15 protein-coding genes are annotated in these 21276 nt (G+C 55.4%); 3 read left to right on the top strand and 12 right to left on the bottom strand.

Features of this window, described 5'->3' with window-relative positions; all coding sequences use genetic code 11:
* Positions 1 to 53: 53 nt before the first annotated feature.
* From recD to rppH, 12 genes are all read right to left on the bottom strand, one after another.
* Positions 54 to 1892: an exodeoxyribonuclease V subunit alpha gene (gene recD, locus ACIP6T_RS19525; RefSeq protein ID WP_400458481.1), complete on the bottom strand. Its 1839-nt coding sequence runs from the start codon at positions 1890 to 1892 to the stop codon at positions 54 to 56.
* Positions 1889 to 5428 (bottom strand): exodeoxyribonuclease V subunit beta, encoded by a 3540-nt coding sequence (recB, locus tag ACIP6T_RS19520; RefSeq protein ID WP_400458479.1) that lies wholly within the window; start codon positions 5426 to 5428, stop codon positions 1889 to 1891. Before recB ends, recD begins: the two co-directional genes overlap by 4 nt.
* Positions 5425 to 8322 (bottom strand): pitrilysin, encoded by a 2898-nt coding sequence (gene ptrA / locus ACIP6T_RS19515; RefSeq protein ID WP_400458477.1) that lies wholly within the window; start codon positions 8320 to 8322, stop codon positions 5425 to 5427. The genes recB and ptrA overlap by 4 nt, the downstream gene beginning before the upstream one ends.
* A 106-nt stretch (positions 8323 to 8428) precedes the next feature.
* On the bottom strand, positions 8429 to 11809 hold the full coding sequence (gene recC, locus ACIP6T_RS19510) for an exodeoxyribonuclease V subunit gamma (protein WP_400458475.1): 3381 nt from the start codon (positions 11807 to 11809) through the stop codon (positions 8429 to 8431).
* 115 nt (positions 11810 to 11924) lie between these two features.
* Positions 11925 to 12266 carry a prepilin-type N-terminal cleavage/methylation domain-containing protein gene (locus tag ACIP6T_RS19505; RefSeq protein ID WP_400458473.1) on the bottom strand — a complete coding sequence of 114 codons (342 nt, stop codon included), beginning with the start codon at positions 12264 to 12266 and terminating at the stop codon, positions 11925 to 11927.
* A complete protein-coding gene (locus tag ACIP6T_RS19500; RefSeq protein WP_097096197.1) occupies positions 12199 to 12621 on the bottom strand; it encodes a DUF2509 family protein in 423 nt (140 codons plus the stop codon). The genes ACIP6T_RS19505 and ACIP6T_RS19500 overlap by 68 nt, the downstream gene beginning before the upstream one ends.
* Positions 12618 to 13157, bottom strand: a complete 540-nt coding sequence (locus ACIP6T_RS19495; RefSeq protein ID WP_400458472.1) for a prepilin peptidase-dependent protein — start codon at positions 13155 to 13157, stop codon at positions 12618 to 12620. Before ACIP6T_RS19495 ends, ACIP6T_RS19500 begins: the two co-directional genes overlap by 4 nt.
* A complete protein-coding gene (locus tag ACIP6T_RS19490) occupies positions 13148 to 13618 on the bottom strand; it encodes a prepilin-type N-terminal cleavage/methylation domain-containing protein (protein WP_097096194.1) in 471 nt (156 codons plus the stop codon). The genes ACIP6T_RS19495 and ACIP6T_RS19490 overlap by 10 nt, the downstream gene beginning before the upstream one ends.
* Positions 13619 to 13815: 197 nt before the next feature.
* Positions 13816 to 14610: a thymidylate synthase gene (gene thyA / locus ACIP6T_RS19485; RefSeq protein ID WP_097096193.1), complete on the bottom strand. Its 795-nt coding sequence runs from the start codon at positions 14608 to 14610 to the stop codon at positions 13816 to 13818.
* Positions 14607 to 15488: a prolipoprotein diacylglyceryl transferase gene (gene lgt / locus ACIP6T_RS19480; RefSeq protein ID WP_097096192.1), complete on the bottom strand. Its 882-nt coding sequence runs from the start codon at positions 15486 to 15488 to the stop codon at positions 14607 to 14609. The genes thyA and lgt overlap by 4 nt, the downstream gene beginning before the upstream one ends.
* A gap of 94 nt (positions 15489 to 15582) precedes the next feature.
* A complete protein-coding gene (ptsP, locus tag ACIP6T_RS19475) occupies positions 15583 to 17829 on the bottom strand; it encodes a phosphoenolpyruvate--protein phosphotransferase (protein ID WP_097096191.1) in 2247 nt (748 codons plus the stop codon).
* Between the two features lie 12 nt (positions 17830 to 17841).
* Positions 17842 to 18369, bottom strand: a complete 528-nt coding sequence (gene rppH, locus ACIP6T_RS19470; RefSeq protein ID WP_007890933.1) for an RNA pyrophosphohydrolase — start codon at positions 18367 to 18369, stop codon at positions 17842 to 17844.
* A 683-nt stretch (positions 18370 to 19052) separates the two neighbouring features.
* Between rppH and mutH the strand changes: the two genes are divergently transcribed.
* The 3 genes from mutH to ACIP6T_RS19455 all read left to right on the top strand — a co-directional run bounded on the left by mutH (position 19053) and on the right by ACIP6T_RS19455 (position 21248).
* Complete coding sequence (gene mutH / locus ACIP6T_RS19465; protein ID WP_097096189.1) at positions 19053 to 19739, top strand: DNA mismatch repair endonuclease MutH; 687 nt, start codon at positions 19053 to 19055, stop codon at positions 19737 to 19739.
* 105 nt (positions 19740 to 19844) lie between these two features.
* Positions 19845 to 20063: a YgdI/YgdR family lipoprotein gene (locus tag ACIP6T_RS19460; RefSeq protein ID WP_097096187.1), complete on the top strand. Its 219-nt coding sequence runs from the start codon at positions 19845 to 19847 to the stop codon at positions 20061 to 20063.
* A gap of 144 nt (positions 20064 to 20207) precedes the next feature.
* Entirely contained in the window at positions 20208 to 21248 is a 1041-nt protein-coding gene (locus ACIP6T_RS19455) for an NADP(H)-dependent aldo-keto reductase (protein ID WP_097096186.1), read from the top strand.
* The last annotated feature ends 28 nt before the right edge of the window (positions 21249 to 21276 follow it).

Below are 21276 nucleotides of genomic sequence, written 5' to 3'. Positions count from 1 at the left end.
GAATGGCGCCCCTACGGTGCATTTGTAGGAGCGGCATTTATGCCGACCTGGGTTTATTCCCCGCTCAACCGCTCGAGCAATCCGCTGCGCCGTTGGGTACGCAGCTGCACCGCCCGGCGGAATACGCTTTCATCGCTGTACAACGTCAGCTGCTTTCGCGCACGCGTAATGGCGGTATAAATCAGTTCACGCGTTAGCACCGGTAAAAACTGCGCCGGCATCACTAACGCCGTATGATCAAACTCCGATCCCTGCGATTTGTGCACCGTCATTACCCATGCGGTATCGTGCGTGGGTAAACGACTTGGCTGTACCGCTTTGATGCTGCCATCTGGCAATGGGAAAAACACTTTCAGCAGACCTTCATCATCAAACAGCGTAATGCCGATATCGCCGTTAAACAGGCCCAACGCGCTATCGTTGCGCGTCACCATCACCGGACGTCCCTGATACCAACGACTGCCGCCGGTGGGACGACGAATCAGTTGCAGCTGCATCAGCTTCTGTTCAATACGTTGATTCAGCCCCTGCACGCCAAAAGGCCCTTCGCGTAGCGCACACAGCAGCTGATAGCGACCAAATGCCGCGATAATCTCTGCCGGATCTGCTCGCTGGCTAATCAGTTTCAGGAAAGGCTGGTAGCCTGCTGCAATCTCCGCCAGCATCGCCTGATAAGCCTCCGCATCATTTAAAGGTTTACGCGCGATATCACTAAACCCTGCCTGCAATGCCGCCTCGACTGCTTTCGCATCACCTGCGTTAACGGCGCTGGCCAGCTGCCCGATGCCGGAGTTGGCGTCAAAGCGATAACTTTTGCGCAGCAGGCAAATAGAGTCGCGCACAGGGGGAGCGCTGTGCTCATCATTGCCCGCCACTGCACAGCCAGTAATTTCACTGAGTTGTAACGCACGCGCGGTACTGTAACCGGCCTCAGCGCAGCGGCAGATATCGCCGAGCACCGCGCCCGCTTCAACGGATGCAAGTTGATCGCGATCGCCCAGGAAAATGACTCGCGCCTGCGGGGGCAACGCGGCGATAAGATTGGCCATCATACCGAGATCGACCATGGAGGCTTCATCCACCACCAGCACATCCAGATGCAATGGATTTCCCGCGTGATAGCGCAGACGCTGCGTTTCCGGTTGTGCGCCTAAAAGACGGTGCAACGTAGTGGCTTCAGCCGGAAAGCGTAGTCGTTCCGCCTCGCTAACCGGCAGCTTTTGCAGCGCCTTACCCAGCGATTCGGTGAGACGCGCCGCGGCCTTGCCGGTTGGAGCAGCCAATTGAATACGAAGTGCGTCCCCACTCAGGCGAATGAGCGCTGCCAGCAGTTTTGCCACCGTAGTGGTTTTTCCGGTGCCGGGGCCGCCAGAAATAACCGCGGTTTTTTGCGTCAATGCTACTGCGGCCGCAATTTTCTGCCAGTTATCCGGCGCGATACCAAACAGCTGATCCAGTACTTCTCTTACCTGCTCAGATGCAAACTGCTGCGCTGTGGCCTGTGACTGGAAGAAGCGTGCCACCTGCCCTTCGTTGTGCCATAAGCGATGCAGATAGAGACGATTCTCGCTCAACACGATCGGCGCCGCCCGATCGTGACTGTGCAACGCAGGCCAGTCACTCAGTTCTGCGTGCCAATCTTGCGGCTCCCCGGCAGCTTGCCAGATAGCGTGCGCCAGCTCCGCATGACGACCATTAAACAGGTTGTCGCGGCTCAGCTGCGTCAGCGGTAAACAGACATGCCCATCCCCTGCTTCTGCACTCAGGCATGCTGCCAGGAGTAATCGCGCCGGATAATCATCATCGGCCAACAGTTGGGCAAACTGGACATCCAGCGGCCGCAGCAAGCGCAGCTCAGCCGCCTGTGCCAAAAGCGCCGTCATACCGCTCATGCAGACTCTCCTGGCCCGCGAAACAGGCTGTCCAGTTGTGAAACAAAATCGAAGCTTGGACGCGTATGGAACACGCCATTATCGGGTGAGCTACCATCCATGCCGCGCAGGAAAAGATAGAACACGCCGCCAAAGTGCTGTTCATAATCGTAATCAGGCACACGATGCTGTAAATAGCGATGCAGCGCCAGCGTATAGAGCAGATACTGCAAATCGTAGCGGTGGTCGATCATCGCCTGCGCCATCGCCTGCGGTGTATAAGCTTCGTGGCTGTCACCCAGCCAGTTGGATTTATAATCCAGCAGGTAGTATTTACCCTGCCAGCGAAACACCAGGTCAATAAAGCCTTTTAGCATGCCCTGCACCTGACGGAAATCAAGCGGCGGAGCCTGTGCCGATAACGCATCCTGAGCGATTAATGCACTGAGTTCATGCGCCGTCAGCACGTTATCAATTGGCAGATAGAAGGCCATTTCAACCAAACAATCGTGACGGTGAACGCCCGCCAGATGGATGCCCTGCGCATTCAGCGGCGTAGTGACCACGCGTGCAATCCACTCGCTGAGCATCGGCTGCCAATGGAGCGGGTAACCGTTTTGCTGCAGATGCTGCGTCAGTTTCTCTGCGGAGGGCGGCTGTGGGAAATCCAGTGATTCAAACAGCTCATGCAAAAACGTCCCCGGTGCAGCACCGCGCGGGAAATGGTGGGGTGTTAACGTCGCTTCCAGCGTCTCCTCATGGTTCTCCTCGCCCGCTGCTTCAACATCGAAGTTTGGCATCACATCCAACAGGCGATGAGTGCCATGCTGCTGTAAACCGGAGTAGCTGGTTACCCGCCACGGATCGGCCAACACACGCGTTACGGCACGCGCGGCAAGTTCGCTATCGGCAACGGCATCATTCTGCCAGCGCTCGGCATGGATATCATCCGCCAGCACCACATCGGTGCCTACTGCCTCCATATCATTGAGCAGAATAGCCAACTGCTCTGCCGTGGCGGCTTCACCACGCTGCAGCAAGAACCCGAGCGCGCTTTTGTGCACATCGCTCTCGCCCTCTTTCTTACGCGTGCCACGAAACAGCGGCGCCACCCCAACGCTGCAGTGATAAATCGAGCGGGTCAGCGCCACGTACAGCAGACGCAAATCTTCCGCGAGACGCTCCTGCTCGGCCAGCGCCAGACTCGCCTCATCCGCTTGCAGATCCAGCACCGCTCCAAAACTTTCACGATCGTGATACAGCGCGGTATCGGCTTCGCGGAAACCGGCGGCGAATGGCAGCCACACTAACGGATATTGCAGTCCTTTGGACTTGTGAATGGTGACAATCTGTACCAGATGGCGATCGCTCTCCAGACGCAGCTGCTGGCTGGCAGACTGACTATCCGGACGTGCGATCTGCTGCGCCAGATGGCGCACCAGCGCATGTGGACTATCCAGCTGTGCTGCCGCCTCCTGTAACAGTTCGCCCAGATGCAGTAAATCGGTCAGGCGACGTTCACCGTTGTCTGATGCCAGCAAATTCTCTGCCAGCTGACGCTCCAGCATCATCTCGCGCAGCATCGGCAACACGCCACGCTGCTGCCACACCAGCTGCCAGCGAGCAAAGGTATCGACCAATTCATCCCAACCACGCGCATCCTGATCCAGCGCATCCAGCTGCGAGGCATCAAAGGCAAACAGCGAGGTAGCCAGCGCCGTACGCAGCATACGCTCCTGTTCCGGCGCCAACACCGCCTGCAGCAGCCACAACAGCTCGCGCGCTTCCGGCGTGGTGTAGACGCTGTCGCGGTTAGAGAGATACACCGACGGAATCCCCAGCAGATTTAACGCTTCGCGAATCAGATTAGCTTCGTTACGGCTGCGCACCAGCACGGTGATATCTGAAGCTTGTACCGGGCGCAGTGCAGGAGCTTTGCCCAGCATCGCACGCTGTTGCTGCCCAGCCTGTAGCCAGCGGCTTATGTCGGTCGCACACTGCTGCGCCATCCGTTGCTGATAGTCTCCCACGCTGCAACCTGTCCCGGGTTGCAGCCAGAAGCGCAATGCCGCTTGCTCAACCTGATCGATGCTGAGCGACAGGCGCTGATTAGGTGGCGCGAACTGCACCGGCTGGAAGGGAATGTCGGCGAACAAAAATGGCGCTTCAAGACGCATAAACAGCTGATTGACGCTGCTAACCATCGCCGGCGATGAGCGCCAGTTGGTATCCAGCGTATAGTGCGCGCTGACCTCACTCCGTGCCCGAATATAGGTAAAAATATCCGCGCCACGAAACGCGTAAATCGCCTGTTTTGGATCGCCAATCAGCAGCAGCGCATGCGCCGGTTGATTAATGTAAAGCGTGCGGAAAATGCGGTATTGCAGCGGATCGGTATCCTGAAATTCATCAATTAACGCCACCGGAAAACGCTGACGGATGGCCTGCGCCAGCTGTTCACCACTGGGCTGCTGCAGCGCTTCGTCCAGACGGCTTAGCAGGTCATCAAAACCTAGCAGTGCCTGCTGGCGCTTTTCTTTACGTACCGCAGCACGCACCTCAACCAGCGCACGGGCAATTACCAAATCACGCAGCGACAGCGGCTGCGCGATAAAGCTATCAATGGCGTCAAATAAGCCATGCTGTGGCGGAAGGCCCTTTTTGGTCTTTTCTATCAGCACCTGCTGGCCAAAGCGCGCCAGCTCGGCAGGAACCTGATAATCGCACGTTTCGCTTTGTGCCCAGAAGCTGACCTTGTTAACCCAAACCGGCAAATTTTTACTGCTGTAGCTACGCTTATCCACATCCGATTGTCCAACCAGCGTCAGCACCTCTTCGCCGACCGCCAGCCACTGCGCTTTCATGGCGGCGATACGCGCCAGATTTTCACTGTGGCGTGAGGCCAGCGTTTCACCCTCGGCAGGCGGAAGACGCAGGCTGGGAGACTCGCCCTGTAACCATGGACGCAAGGTTGCCAACAACTGCTCCGGGCCGCTCCACTCGCTGACAATCACGCGCGCAACATCCAGCGTCAGTGGATAGCAGTGGCGACGCCAAAAATCGGCCGTCGCCTGTCGCAGCAGAAGCTGTTCATCCTCAATCAGCTGCTGTTCAAACAGCATCCCTGACTCAAAGGCATTGAGATTGAGCATGCGCTGGCAGAAGCCGTGAATAGTGAATATCGCCGCTTCGTCCATCTGGCGCTCGGCAGCAAGCAGCAGTGAAGCCGCATCGGCAGGTTGCGGAATCTCCTGCAACAGTTGCATCAGCATCGGGTTGCCGCTGACGCCGCGCAGGCAGGCCAATCGCAGTTCGTGAATATTGGCACGAATACGTCCACGCAGCTCGGCGGTAGCAGCCTCGGTAAAGGTCACCACCAGAATTTCTTCTACCGACAGTGGGCGGGAATATGCATTTTGTCCACCTAACCCGAGCAGCAGGCGCAGATAGAGCAGACCGATGGTAAAGGTCTTGCCTGTTCCGGCTGAGGCTTCAATCAGACGCTCACCGCGCAGCGGCAGCGTCAGGGGATTGAGGGTTTCAGGTAACAAACTCATTGCGCATCACTCTTCACTGGCAATGATTGCTGCAATTTCTGCACCTCATCCCACGTTGTCCAGTCCGGCAATGGCGCGTAATCATCTTTGGTCGCACCATCATGGCTACCGCCAATCTGCGAAATCATCGCCATGCCCTGCTGCGCTAACACCGCCTGATGGAAGAAGTCGGCCAGACCCGCTGGCGTCAGCTTTTGAATTTGCTCAATCGCTTTTTCACGCGTATCGAAAGCAAAATTCTGGCGATTGAAGTCGCGGTTAAAGCGGTTCGCCTCTTCATCCAGCGTTTGCGGGCGCTGCTTCATATCGTTGATCAACGCCTGCTGATACTGGGCGAAATCTTCCGGTTTCATGGTGCGCAGACGCTGTTCAGCCTGCGGATAAAAGGCCTGGAAGCGTTGCAGTAAGAAGGCGGGTTGTTTGCTGTTACTTTGCAGTAAGAAACCGATACCCCATTGGCGACCAATCGGCATCTGATAGGCAAACACCGCATAGCCGAGTTGCTCTTCGGTACGCAACTGATTGTAGAACCACGGCTGCACTATCTGGCTGAGCATGGTGCTGTTAGCCATGCTTTGATACTCGCTGTAGCCCAACGGCACATACAGCGCCGCCAGCGCGGAATCGGTGCTGCTACCTGCTTTCTGCAGGTTGGCCTTCATCGCCTTATCGACGACCACATAATCACTGTGCCAGTAGCCGTGGCCATCGCTCTGCAACTGCTGTTTAAGTTCATCACCCAACTGTATAACGCGATCGGCTGATAGATTCCCCACCACCATCATCTCTGGTGTTGCGTGATGAATCAGCGCATCACGATAGTCAGTGACCTCTTTCAACGTGATCTCTTTGACCAGCTTGCGGCGCGTTTCGCGCTGGGTATAGGGCAGCTGCGAGAGCATTTGCATTGGCTGAATGGCTTGCTCAAACGCTTTGCCTTTTTCAGCCGCCTCCAATCGATCCAGATACCAGGATTTGGCCTGTTCCAGCTGCTGTTGATCCGGAGTAAACGTGGCGTAGCCTTCCACCAGTTTTTTCAGCAGTTCCGGCAAGCGTTGGGTAAAGCCGCTGGCGCTAAACACGATGCCATCATCTTCACCGGTGGAGAAGCTGATGCCGCCAACCGATGCCTGCGAGTTGAGCTGATCCAGAGCCAGACTGGAGAGATAGTCATTCAACCCAAACAGCACCTGCTGGCGGGCATCGCTAATTGCGGCTTTGTTACGCAGTGCCAGGGTGATCGCGGCTTTGGGTTCACTGGCAAACATCTGGCTTGGCATCCAGTAGATGCGCATGCTGTCACCGCTGGTGAGCGCCACGGGATGATCGTAGGTTTTACCTGTGGAAGGCATGATGGTGAAATCAGACGGAATATAGGGATTCAGGGCCGGCATCGATAGCTGCAGCTGAGTGGCACGCTGCTGCCAGTCACTGAACTGCGCGGCGCTGATTTTATCCACCTGGTAAGGCGCGTTCACAAAATAGGCTTCTTTGTTGTGCGGCTCCTGCGGACTGATGTACCAGATACGCGCGTTCTGCGGCGTCATCTCATCAAGACGTGATTTGATGGCGGCTGGGTCGAATTGATCGGCCAGATATGGCGCGTCCAGCGTATGTTCAACCGGCACACGTAGCATGGTGTCCACTAACCATTCGATGTAATCCATATCGCGCGTGATTGATGGATAGCGGAAATCCAGTGCCAGTACATGAGAGACTTCATCAAAGTACTCTTTGCTGATGCCTTTACTACGCAGCAGATCCAGGTAGCTAAATACTGCGGCTACGACCTCATCGCGCTGTGCCAACCCTTTATCGGTGAGCGATACGCTGATAGCAAACACGCCGCTGTTGCGCTCGGTCATCGGATCGGCACCCGCGCTGACACCGTCAGCCAGCCCCTGCTTTTGCAGCCAGTCATTAAGGGTATTCTTGCTGCGGTTGCCCAGAATATAACTAATCAACGTATCCGTTTTACTGCGGAACTGGCCGCTGTTATTGGCAATACGGAATTCGATTTTTAACTGCTTGCGCGGCTGTGCAGGCACGTAATGAATAATGATGCCCTTTTGTGCATCGGTGACCACGGGGACATCTATCTCAGGCACTGCCGTCTGATGATTGGCCACTCGACCAAAGGTCTTTGCCGCAATGTCGGCCATCTCTGGCAGCGGCTTGTTGCTGTAAATCACCGCCTTCATCAGATTCGCCGAATAATGGCTGTGATAAAAATCGGTTAGCGCCTGATGTAATTTGCTGTCGGGCTTATCACTCAGCGTATCAAGGTTACCGCCGGAATAACGTGAACCCGGATGTGCAGGGTTCAGGGTTTCTGCACCCACTTGCGACATACGCAAACCATCACGCGAGCGGGCCATGGTGAGCTCAGCGTTAACAGCGTGGCGTTCACGGTCAGCATTGATCGGATCCAACAGCGGTTCAGCAATCGCATCAGCCAGGCGATCGACAGCCGGCTGCAGTGCATCGTTCTCCACTTCAAGATAGAACGCCGTACGATAGGAGGCCGTACTGGCATTATGGCTACCGCCGTGCTTCTTCAGAAATTCTGCAAGATTGTCAGGCTGCGGATAAAGCTTAGATCCCATCAGCACCATATGTTCCAGATAGTGCGCCAGGCCCAGTTGCTGATTAGGATCATCCAGCGAACCTATCGGCAACGTCAGCGCCGCCAGGGATTTCGGTGCTTCTGCGTCCGAGACCAGCAGCACGGTCATGCCGTTACTTAAGGTAATCGCCTGATAGCTGCGTGGATCGTGATCGCTTTTACGAATGGTGTCATTAATGGGTTGCCAGCCGCGATCGGTATCGGCAAAGGCATTCAGCGCCAGCATGCTCAGCAGCAGCGCTCCAATCCAGCGTGCGTAAATCCGCATTTAAACCCCTTACGTTACCCTTTTCCGCTGTCTGTGTGCCCAGCGGTGAAATAGAAAAACTTTTTTATAGTAGTGAGAACAGCGTTAACGAGGCTGTTCCCGATTGCTATTCATCATGTTGATGCGCAAGGCGCACCGGCAAATACCATTGCCGTGCGGCAGCGGTAATCGCCTGGATAGCCTCTTCATCAAGTGTTCGGCTAAGGCGCTGAAGATAGGGATCGCTGCCCTCGCCTTCAACCTGGAAACCACCCTGCCAGGCTTGCAGCAGTTTGTTAAGTGCCTTTTTCTGCGTTGCTTCGTCTTCCAGCAGCAGGTGCGCCTTGCTATCAAAGCTGGTCTCCAGCCAGGCCCCACCCGATTTATTGAGCAGCATCAGCGGCTGCACTAACCCCGCCTGATAACCCCCAACATACTCGCTCAGCAAAACTAATGCCCGATCGGCATCCAGTGCCGTAAAACGCCAGTGACTCTGTTTACGACCGTACATACGGCTTTCACCCGTACCGCCTAACGCGCAATACACCAGATGTTCGATCCATAACAACAGTCCATCGTTCATATTAAGCACGCCCGGACGCCAGCGCAGCAGCCCATCAGCTTGCACCTGGGTCAGCCAGCCGGTCAATTGCACATCGCCCAGCTTCAGATTGATCTCCCAACTCTCCGCCGGCTGGCGTTGACCGCTCACCTCCGCCGCCACTTCCTGCATCTCTTCGGTCTGGCTCTGCCAGAAAATTTCCCCAAAAGCGCCGTACGGTAGATTGCCTGCGGCACGATGGCGAGCATACAGCTGCGCCGGATCGTCACCGTTGACCAGCGTATTTAACAGCTGGGCGTTGATTTGATAACGCTCCAGACTGTCGGGAGCGAAGGGTTCGCTGTCGGGCAGTTCGCTCTCTTCCATCCAAAATGCGACGCCTAAGCGCTGCTGGAACCAGGCGCGCACCGGATGGCGCCAGAAACGCAGCAGTTGCTCCAGCGACAACGTTTCCAATGGCACAGGCGGTAAAGGCTGGACAAAATCAGGTTGCGCGACCCCGCTGCCGGTTGCGGCAGGTAGCCATTCCGCCGCAAAACTTTGGCCATATGCGCCCGGTTGGAAGTTCTCCGCCGCAAAAGGCATTCGGCTATGTAGCGTTTGTAGATGTTCACGCACATGCTGCTCGCTGACGTCAGGCTCACAGGCTTCGTCGCCGGGTAAACAGAAACTCTGCCCAAGATAATCCACCAGCTCACTCACTAATACTGAGGGATAGCGCTCGGTGTTGTCCTGAATAGCGCGGCCGATATAGCTGATATACAGCTGCTGCTGCGCCGAAATTAACGCTTCGAGGAACAGGTAGCGGTCATCATCACGGCGACTGCGATCGCCCTTACGCATCTGCTGCTGCATGAGGTCGAAACCAAGTGGCGCTAATGTGCGCGGGTAAACCCCGTCGTTCATGCCCAGCAAACACACCACCTTGAAGGGAATAGAGCGCATTGGCATCAGCGTACAAAAGTTGATCGGGCCGGCAAGAAAACGTTGGCTAATCCGCTGCTGATCGAGGCGCGAACGCAGCTCATCGCGCAGCAATGTGACCGGAATCGGCTGGTGATAAGCCGCTTGCATACCCTGTTCAATAATCTCCTGCCACTGCGTTTCCACCAGCAGTAGCGCGGCGTCACTTTCGGCATCACCGCTGAAGAAGCTGGTGATCAGCTCGCGACATAATGGCAACCAATCCTCAAGCGTGCGCTCTTGCGCCAGGCGCGCGCGCCACTCTTCAAGCCGAGAGAGTAATTCGGCCAGATGTCCCGCCAGCTCAGCGATGAGGCCACTGGACTCGTCATACGGCAAAATACCCTGCCAGTCGCCGTTGCCACTTTCTAGCGCGTAGCCCAGCAGCATGCGCTGCAGACCAAAACGCCAGGTATGTTGTCCGGTCACCGGCAGCGCCAACGCTTCCACACTGGCATCATCCAACCCCCAGCGGATACCGGATTCCATCACCCAACGGCGTAGCAGTCGCAGCCCGCTTTCATCCACTGAGAAGCGTTGCGCCAGCGCTGGCACTTCCAGCAACGCCAGTACATCTTCCGAAGCAAAACGGCTTTCCGGCAATGCCAGTAAACCGATCAACGCCAATATAGCCGGGTGCGCCTGGCTGGCGCGGCGGTCTGAAATGGCAAAGGGTAAATAGCGCTCACTCGGCGCGCTGGCAAAAGCGGCCTGAATAAAGGGGGCATAACTGTCAATGTCTGCCACCATGACAATGATGTCGCGCGGCTTGAGCTCGGGATCGGCTTCCATTAGCGTTAGCAGGTGATCCTGCAACACTTCAACTTCACGCTGCGCACTATGGCACACCTGCAGCGTGATCGAGCGATCGTGCGGATCAAGCTGGCGTTTCTCACTGCTGTCGGCCAGTTCACCGGCGTTCAGTCCAATCACCGCTTTATCGTCGAGATTGAGCAGGTCCGACTGCAGACTGTGCAGCAGATTGTCTTGGGGCAATTCCACAAAGGCATCAATGTCGTTGGCGGCGGATTCCATCTGGCTCAGTAAAAACAGATTATCGCGCCCCAACTTGCCCCATGACGCGAGCAGTGGATTGGTGAGCTGTTGCTCGCCGAGATCGTTAAATAACGACGTGGCGCTAGCCGGATCGCGAAACAGCGGCTGTAGCTCATCTGATTGTAAACGACGCCGCTGGCGGCTTTGCAGCTTCGCCAGGAAGGCATAATCCTGAATGTCACCCCAATAGTGGCGACATGGATTGGTGAACAGCAGATGGATATCGATATGCCGTCCCAGCGCTTCTAACGCCTGAAGATAGACCGGCGGCAGCGCGGAAATACCGCAAATGAATACGCGCTGTGGCAGACCTGGCGGCGGCGTGTTTGCCTGTTCCAGTTCACGGATAAAGCGCGCATAAAGATTGGCACGATGCCACATCGGCTGGCCGAGGCTCTCCGTAAAGCTGACCAGATCGCACCACAGCGGTGCCTGCCAATGCTGTGATTCGCCTAAGCCATCAATTCGTTCACCGCGCTCCCAGCTATTGAGCCAGTCCGAGCGGTACACCAGATATTGGTCAAACAGGTCGGCGACGCGGGCGCTGAGCTGATACAGCTTACGCTTATCATCGTCGTCATTGAGATAGTGCCGCAGCGGCTGGAAGGCCTCCTGCTCCAGCAAGGTCGGCAGCCGATGCATCAGCTTCCAGCTCATGCTGGCTTTGGTGAAGGCGCTCTCTTCAGGGATATCGGGTAGCACCTTAACGAACATGTTCCAGATAAAACTGGCGGGCAAAGGAAACTCGATGTTGGCGGCGATACCGAAACTGTTAGCCAGCTCCATTTGCAGCCATTGCGCCATACCGGGACTCTGTACCAGCACCTGTTCAGCAGCAAGCGGATCGGCTAGCGGCTGGTTTTCAATCAGAATACCTGCCAGATTTTTCAACAGATCGAGCTGATTGGAATGATAGACCCGGAACATAACTCTCCTTCAAAGATATACCCACCCTACTTCAAGCTGCAGGTGCGTTAGCTGCACGCACTCAGCCGAGCCACTCTACCGTTTATCGCCATTGATGCCTACCGCTGAGGCCATCTCAGCGGCAATTGAGCTGTCCTAATGAGGCCGAGCGCTGTTGCGGTCCCGTCACCGTGACCTGCTCAAGTGTACAGCCGCCTGCGATTCTTTGCTGCTGGCGCTGGCTCTGCCAGCCCGCTACGTCATGACCAAGCAGCGCCTGCCCTGCAGCACGCCATGCCTGCCGCTGCTGCCACTGCTGGCTAAAACCCAGTGCCAGCGCCCGATGATATTGCAACAAAGTGCTGATGGTCATTGCCAGCAGCAGCATCGCCACCAGCGTTTCCGCCAGGCTAAAGCCCTGTTGCTTCTGGCTGACACAGCTCCGGCTGCGAAAGCGGGCAATAATCGATCCAGCCATGTTCTTGCCGCTGGGTCTGCGAGTTACGTAGAGAAACCCAACGATAGAGCCACAGCGCTCGCCCTTCTCCATGTGCTGATAACAACGCATTGTCATCCTCCATACGTAATAGACAGCTTTGCCACTGCTCTGCCGCCCACTGCTGGCACTGCCAGCCGGTCGCCTGCGGCCAGTTTTGCACGCTCCCCCACTCCAGTGCGGACTGCGCCTGCCAGAAATCCTGGTGATGCTGCTGCTCGTCCGCCACTGATACCATCCCTTGCGACAGCTGGCTGCGCGTAGCATGCAACGTCAGTCCACCCATGATTAACATCATCAGCACCATACCCAATGTGCTGTTGCCGCGTTGCTTCATAGATTGATTCCTTCAATCCAGTGTTCCCACGTCACGCTTTGGCTAGCCGCATGCCCTGCCAGTTGCAGGATAAGGCGTGTTCCCTGTCGTTCAAGTTTGAAGGTGTCGAGGGTGAGAAAGGCCGGATCGGACACTCTCTCCCACCCGCTGCTGCTGCACTCATCCACACCACGCTGCATTTCCAGCTGTCCACTGCGCAGCCGATAGCCGTAATAGTCACTTTCGTTGTGCCCCACACCTTCCCAGCGCCCGTTGCTGTTCTCATCCCAGCGCAGTAAAACGCAGCTGCCATTCGCCGCAAGCGTTAGCGCAGCACCGTTGCACTGCCCGTGACAATAGCCCGCTCGTCGCAGCGCCTTCTGTAAGGTATTGGCGATCTGCTGCAGTTCCTGTTGCAGCTGCACACGCTGCTGCAGGCGCAGATTCTGCTCCAGTAGCAGGGGCAAAAAGCGCCCTACGCTGAGCATCAAAATGGCACCAATCGCCATAGCAATCAGCATTTCCAGCAGGCTAAAACCCCTTTGCGCTATTCGCATCCTTTCTCTCCCGGCTGACAGGCTCGGATACGCGCTCTGGCGGAGATGATTAGACGCCAGTGTCCGGCATCGCTAATGAGATCGATACTGCCGGGGCGCGCCACATCACGTCGCCCATAAAACCCCACTTCACCCGTCATGCCGGCAATGCGCACGCTGGCATGTGGCGGCCTGAATAGCCAACGAGATGCCAACGCACAGCCTTCCACAGGCTTTTGCCCCGCGCCAAGGCAGCCGTTTTCCCCTGGCTGCAACCACAGAACAAGATCGCGATTGTGCCAGCTCGCGTAAGCGCGGGCCCGCAGCAGAAATCCCTGCAGTTGCGCAACGCTTTCGCGTAGCTGTTGATAGTGCTGCCAGCGCTGCCAGCCTTGTAAGGCACCCACGCTGAGTATGCCGGCAATCACCATCACCAATAACAGTTCAGGCAAGGTGAATCCGTGGTGAATGTTTCTGTTCATGCCGGGTAATTTGCCGGTTGGGATGACGCTCAACAAGCGGAGGATTAGTGCTTTGGAAAATGCTGCGCAGGAAATCGCTGAGAGGTGCAGAGAGATACAGATTTTTGCGAGGCGGATTCAGAACTGAGGTGTGGTTGGGAATTGAGCTGCGGTTGGTAAGTGGTCGCCATAAATGGCGACCCTACGGATAAATAGCGTTAAATCGCTACGGGTGCTTTAATCGCCGGATGCGGATCGTAGCCTTCGATGTCGAAATCTTCGAATTGATAATCGAAGATGGAGGCCGGTTTGCGCTTGATCACCAGCTTCGGCAACGGACGCGGTTCGCGCGTCAATTGCAGGCGTGCCTGTTCCAGATGGTTGCTGTAGAGATGCGTATCGCCACCCGTCCAGACAAAATCACCCACTTCGAGGTCGCACTGCTGCGCCACCATATGCACCAGCAGCGCATAGCTGGCGATATTAAACGGCAGACCGAGGAAGATATCGCACGAGCGCTGATACAGCTGGCAAGAGAGCTTGCCGTTAGCGACGTAGAACTGGAAGAAGGCATGACAAGGCGCCAGCGCCATCTGGTCCAGCTCACCCACGTTCCACGCCGAAACGATGATGCGGCGGGAATCCGGATCGCGCTTCAGCTGCTCAATCACTTTGCTAATCTGATCGATTTCTTCGCCCGAAGCGTTGCCCCAGCTGCGCCACTGCTTACCGTACACCGGGCCAAGATCGCCGTTCTCATCGGCCCACTCATCCCAAATGGTTACCTTGTTCTCTTTCAGATAACCGATGTTGGTTTCGCCTTTGAGGAACCACAGCAGCTCATGAATAATTGAGCGCAGATGCACTTTCTTGGTCGTAACCAGCGGAAAACCGTCCTGCAAATTGAAACGCATCTGGTGGCCAAAAATGGAGAGCGTGCCGGTTCCGGTACGGTCGGCCTTTTCTGCGCCTTCATTCAGCACATGTTGCATTAAGTCCAGATACTGTTTCATTTTACCTCACGCGTTTGTTGCTGCGGGCGACGACGATACGCCCAAACCATCATAATCACACCGGCCAGAATCATGGGGATTGAGAGAATTTGTCCCATGCTGACGCCGCCTTCGAACAGACCAAGCTGCGCATCAGGCTGACGGAAGAACTCAACGATGATGCGGAATGCGCCGTAGCCAATCAGGAACAGGCCAGATACGCTGCCCATCGGACGCGGCTTGCGAATAAACAGATTCAGAATGATGAACAGCACAATGCCCTCGAGGCACAGCTCATACAGCTGCGAGGCATGACGCGGCAGCACGCCGTAGGTGTTCAGCAATTCCTGGTATTGCGGATTATTGGCCGCCAGCGCGATATCTTCGCTACGCGAACCCGGAAACAGCATGGCGAATTTGAAATCTGGCGCCACGCGGCCCCACAGTTCGCCGTTGATGAAGTTGCCCAGACGACCGGCACCTAAACCAAACGGGATCAGTGGCGCAATAAAATCGGCTACCTGGAAGAAAGTGCGTTTGGTACGACGTGCAAAGATCAGCATCACCACAATTACGCCGATTAAGCCGCCGTGGAACGACATACCGCCATCCCAGACCTTAAACAGATAAAGCGGATTCTCCAGGAACAGCGGCAGGTTGTAGAACAGCACATAGCCAATACGTCCGCCGAGGAACACGCCGAGGAAACCTGCGTACAGCAGATTCTCCACTTCCTCTTTTTTCCAGCCGCTGCCAGGTTTGTTAGCACGGCGCGTCGCCAGCCACATGGCAAAAATAAAGCCCACCAGATACATCAAACCGTACCAGTGAAGCGAAATCGGTCCGATTGAGAAAATCACCGGATCGAATTGGGGAAACGAAATGTAGCCGTTAGTCATCTTTCACCATCGTTCTTCTGCCCTTAAACGGGACAATAAAAGGCTGCGCATAATAGCACAGCCGGGTTGTACACAGGTCGGCAAGATGTAACCGTTAACGCCCGCCGCGAATCAGGCCGCCTAAACCGCGACGCTCCATAAAGGTTGAAACCAGGTGACGTACTTCTGATGCCGTATGCGCCGCCAATCCATGCTCGCTCAATTTCTGCGCTTCCTCGAAATCGAGATGACGCAGCAGATATTTCACGCGCGGCACGTTCTTGCCGTTCATGCTGAGGTGGTGATAGCCCATGCCCACTAACAGCGCGACACACATCGGATCGCCGGCCATTTCACCACACAAGCAGAGCTCCAGTTTGGCCTCGCGGGCTTCGCTGGCAATGGTGTGCAGCGCCCGCAGCATTGCCGGATGCAGCGAATCATACAGGTTCGCCACGCGCGTGTTGTTGCGATCCACTGCCAGCAAATATTGCGTGAGATCGTTGGTGCCCACCGAAATAAAATCAATGCGATCCGCCAGATGCGGGATCATAAATAGCATCGAGGGCACTTCGATCATAATACCAATCCGCGGCTTGGGAATCACATACCCCAGCATCTCTTCCACTTCACGACCAGCACGATCAATCAGACGACGCGCTTCATCGATCTCATCAATATGGCTAATCATCGGCAGTAAAATGCTCAGGTTGCCAGACGCCACATTGGCACGCAGCATGGCACGCACCTGCACCAGGAAGATTTCCGGCTGATCGAGCGTTAAACGAATGCCGCGCCAGCCAAGGCAGGGATTCTCTTCACTGATCGGCATATACGGCAGCTGTTTATCAGCCCCCACATCCAGCGTGCGTAGCGTGACCGGCTTATCGTAAAACAGCTGCAGCATGCCCTGGTACTGCGCCACCTGTTCCTCTTCGGAAGGGAAGCCGTTGTGCAGCATAAACGGGATTTCGGTGCGATACAGGCCAATGCCGTCAACCCAACTGTCGAGCGCCTGTTCATGTTCCGGGCTGAGGCCTGCATTCAGCATCACCTGCACGCGCTCGCCGCTTTTCAGCTCACCGGATTGCTCAACCACGCCTTCAGCCATTTTGCTCAGCGCGTTCTCTTCACTGATCAAACGCTGATATTCCTGTACCAACACCGGTTCAGGATCGATCAGCACTTCGCCGCGGTAGCCGTCAACAATCAGCAGCCGTTTGTTAAGCTGCGCGGGCAGGATATCCGCGCCCATCACGGTTGGAATGCCCATCGCGCGCGTCAAAATCGCCGCATGCGAGTTGGACGCACCGTCGCGGACCACCACGCCGGCTAAACGCTCCTGCGGCAGTTCGGCCAGGGTGGTGGCTGTGAGTTCATCGGCAACCAGTACGAAGCGTTCCGGCCAGGCATTGGTGCCCACCAGCGAATCATCGAGGTGAAAGAGCAGACGCTGACCGAGCACGCGCAAATCGCCGGCGCGCTCGCGTAAATATTGATCCTGCAGATTAGCGAACTGTTCGGCGAACTTCTCGATTACCGTCTTGACTGCCCATTCCGCGACCGATCCGCGATCGATCTCGTCAAAAAGATCTTTTTTCAGCCGCGCATCCGTGAGCAGATGCGAATAGAGATCGAAGATCGCCGCACTCTCTTTCTGCACGCTGGCGGCAAAGCGTTTACTGAAGCGGCGAAATTCGTTGCCCGCCTCACCCATTGCCAGCACCAGGCGCTCGCGCTCGCGCTGCACGTCCAGCGTGGAAGCGGCAGTGACCTGATCGAGCAGCGGCTGGGTTTCATCTACCCAACCTGGCGCAACCGCCACGCCAGGCGCAGCGGCAATCGCTTTGACGCGCGTCTGGCGGAATTGGCCAAACAGTTGGCCAAGCTGCGATTGCGACAGTAAGCCGGCCATTTGCGTGGCAAGCGTGACGAGAAACGACTCTTCGCTTTCATCGAACTGGCGGTGTTCGCGCTGCTGCACAACCAACACGCCAAGCAGCTGGCGGCGGCTGATAATCGGGACACCGAGGAAGGAGCGATAACGCTCCTCTTTAACAGAAGGAATGTATTTGAAGCTGGGATGGCTCTGAGCATCGGCGAGGTTGATCGGCTCGGCTAAGCGTCCGACAAGGCCAACAATGCCTTCGTCAAATGCCAGCGTGACCGTACGACCACGCGGCTTTTTTAGTCCGCGTGTCGCCATCAGGTAGTAGCAACGACGATCGTGATCGGCGAGATAAACCGAGCAAACCTCGGTTTCCATCGCAAGGCAAATTTCGTTTACCAGAATGTCGAGTGCTTCATTCAGACGTGGAGCACTCGCCACTTTTTCTACTATTTCGCGCAACTGAGTGAGCATAAAGGGCGTGGCCTATCCTCTTTTACGTCGTTGGGCGGCGTTATTGCGCTGCCCCGCACTCTCCTGCATAGACATCACCACGCCAGCGAATTCTTTCATTACGCGGCGATAAACATCGCGCTTGAAAGAGACGACCTGACGTACCGGATACCAGAAGCTAACCCAGCGCCAACCATCAAACTCGGGCGTGCTGCTGTGCTGCACATTGATCTCCGCGTCACTACACATTAACTGCAGAAGAAACCACTTTTGTTTCTGGCCGATACACACCGGCTTTGTGTCCCAACGCACCAAACGTTTTGGCAACTTGTAACGTAACCAGTTACGGGTTGAAGCAAGTATTCGAACATCTTTGCGGTGTAAGCCCACTTCTTCGAACAGTTCGCGATACATCGCCTGTTCAGCAGTTTCACCCGGATTGATGCCTCCCTGAGGAAATTGCCAGGAGTGCTGTCCAAAGCGCCTGGCCCATAACACTTGTCCTTGCCTGTTGCAGATTACGATACCAACATTCGGGCGGTAGCCATCATCATCGATCACTGGACTACCTCAAAGCTAAATTTGAATAGCCTGATTGTTTCACACTCCTTACAGGCGGTAAACCACTGGATACTGAGGGTGATAACGGAATAAAAACAGGATAACTCACAGAGATAAGCCAAGTTATAAACAGCAAGCGGGAATTATGGGCGATCTTATTCACCTTTTCTGTGGATAGCGTTGTGCAGAACACGGGAATGAAGTGAATAACCACTTCAGAAAACTCTTACAAAACAATAAGTGAAACGCACAAAAAAAATTATTTTTCAGCGAGTTATTAAAAAATCGTCGACTAAATCCTAAGAGGATCGTCCTTTACTCACATTTGCTTTTTGGCGATCGGTTAAAGATCCATCAGCGGCGTTTTTATCCACAGAGAATGCCCTAAACCTGGTCAAAGAAAGGAAAAAAAGCGTTCAAAACGCGAAAGTCAAGGCTGTAAATGGAAACAGGTATCTTCATAACCAGGGGTTATCCCACTTTTCTGTGGATAACTAGGTTCAACATCTGTTCATTGTCGATAACAAGCTGGGATAACCTTAATAGCACTTCTGCTGTTAACGGGCATCAATCTAAAAAAAGCACGCTGAATCATGCTATTATCACACTTATTCACGTATCTGCCATGTGGACAAATTCAGCCAGCTTTTACTGTTCACTCTTCAACCAATGTGAGTTTTACCATGCACTCCTCACCGTTATTGCCGTCGCCACCGGAAAATGAAGCGGAATTACTGCAGCGCGCACAGCGACTGGCCGGCCAAACATTTGCCGCGCTGGCGGCACAGCTTAACCTGCCCATTCCGCCAAACCTGAAGCGTGACAAAGGCTGGGTGGGTATGCTGTTAGAGCTGCATCTGGGCGCCAGCGCGGGCAGCAAAGCCGAGCAGGATTTCGCCCATCTCGGCATTGAATTGAAAACCATACCGGTGGATGCGCAAGGCAAACCGCTGGAAACCACCTTCGTGTGCGTTGCGCCGCTTACCGGTAACAGCGGCGTCACCTGGGAAACCAGCCATGTGCGCCACAAACTGGCGCGCGTGCTGTGGATCCCGATCGAAGGCGATCGTGGCATACCGCTAGCCGATCGCCGCGTGGGATCGCCTTTGCTGTGGCATCCCAGTGAAGAAGAGGAACAGCAGCTGCGTGAGGATTGGGAAGAGCTAATGGATATGATTGTGCTGGGTCAGGTAGAGCGCATCACCGCACGTCACGGCGCCTGGCTACAAATCCGTCCTAAAGCGGCGAACAGCAAAGCGTTGACGGAAGCCATTGGCCAACACGGCGAGCCTATCATGACGCTGCCACGCGGTTTTTATTTAAAGAAAAGCTTCACCGGTCCTTTGCTCGCCCGTCATTTTCTAATGTAAATGCACTTTTCTGCCGATAAATTTTAGGAATGATGCGATTACTCCTAACGGCGAAAGCATTTATTACTACACTTTTGCTGTTGAAGTCGTTGGAAGGAGAGAAGAATGAAAGGGTTGGTAAGTGCAGTGGGTGTCATGTTGGCTGCGGTATTGATGAGTGGTTGCAGTAGTGATTACGTGATGGCGACCAAAGATGGTCGTATGATTATGACCGATGGTAAGCCCGCCATTGATAAAGAGACCGGTTTAGTGCAGTACACCGATGAGCAAGGCCATCAGATGCAGATCAATGGTGATGAGGTCTCGACCATCATTGAGCGTTAAGTGCCAAATTACATCGCCTGCACACGTTTTCTCCCTGTGCAGGCGATTTCCCGAACTTTCCCCCCTTCCTTCCGCGCCGCTTCACACGCTATAGTCCCACAGGACACAACATTCCCTTTCATAATGAAAATAGGATGCCGGCACATGCACTATCACCGTATTCCCCATAGCACGCTGGAAGTGAGTCAGCTGGGGCTTGGAACCATGACGTTTGGTGAGCAGAACAGCGAAGCCGACGCCCACGCACAACTCGATTACGCAGTTAGCAGCGGCATAAATCTGATTGATACTGCGGAAATGTATCCGGTGCCGCCGCGCCCGGAAACCCAGGGTTTAACTGAACAGTACATTGGTAGCTGGCTGAAAAAGCGCGGCAGCCGCGACAAAATCATTCTGGCTAGTAAAGTGGCGGGGCCAGTGCGCGGTGCCGATGCATCGATTCGCCCGCACCAGGCGCTGGATCGCAAAAACATCCGTGAAGCGCTGGATGCCAGCCTGAAACGCCTGAATACCGACTATCTCGATCTTTATCAGCTGCACTGGCCGCAGCGCCAGACCAACTATTTTGGCAAGCTGGGCTATCAATATACCGATTCCAGCGTGCCAGTGACGCTGCTGGAAACGCTTGAAGCGCTGACGGAACAAGTGCGCGCCGGTAAGATTCGTTACATTGGTGTATCGAATGAAACCGCGTGGGGCGTGATGCGCTACCTGCAGCTGGCGGAAAAGCATGAGCTGCCGCGTATCGTCACCATCCAGAATCCGTATAGCCTGCTGAACCGGAGTTTCGAGGTGGGTTTGGCAGAGATCAGCCAGCATGAAGGCGTTGAGCTGTTGGCTTACTCCAGCCTGGCGTTTGGTACCTTGAGCGGTAAATATCTGAACGGGGCAAAACCGGCCGGTGCGCGCAATACGCTATTCAGCCGCTTCACGCGCTACAGCGGCGATCAGTCACAGCAGGCGATTGCTGCCTACGTGGATCTTGCGAAGAAGCACAACCTGGATCCCTCGCAGATGGCGCTGGCCTATGTGCGTCAGCAGCCGTTTGTCGCCAGCACCCTATTGGGCGCCACCACGATGGAGCAACTGAAGGTTAACGTGGAGAGTTTCAATCTGACGCTGAACGCCGAGGTGTTAGAGGAGCTGGAAGCGATTCACCGCCAGTTTACTTATCCCGCGCCTTAAAACCAGGTGCGCATTAATGCGCACCCTA

The organism is Pantoea sp. NPDC088449 (assembly GCF_044753225.1).
In the GTDB taxonomy this organism is placed as follows: Bacteria; Pseudomonadota; Gammaproteobacteria; order Enterobacterales; family Enterobacteriaceae; genus Pantoea; species Pantoea floridensis.
The sequence above is the reverse complement of the archived record's forward strand: the minus strand, read 5'-3'. Positions and strand labels throughout refer to the sequence as shown.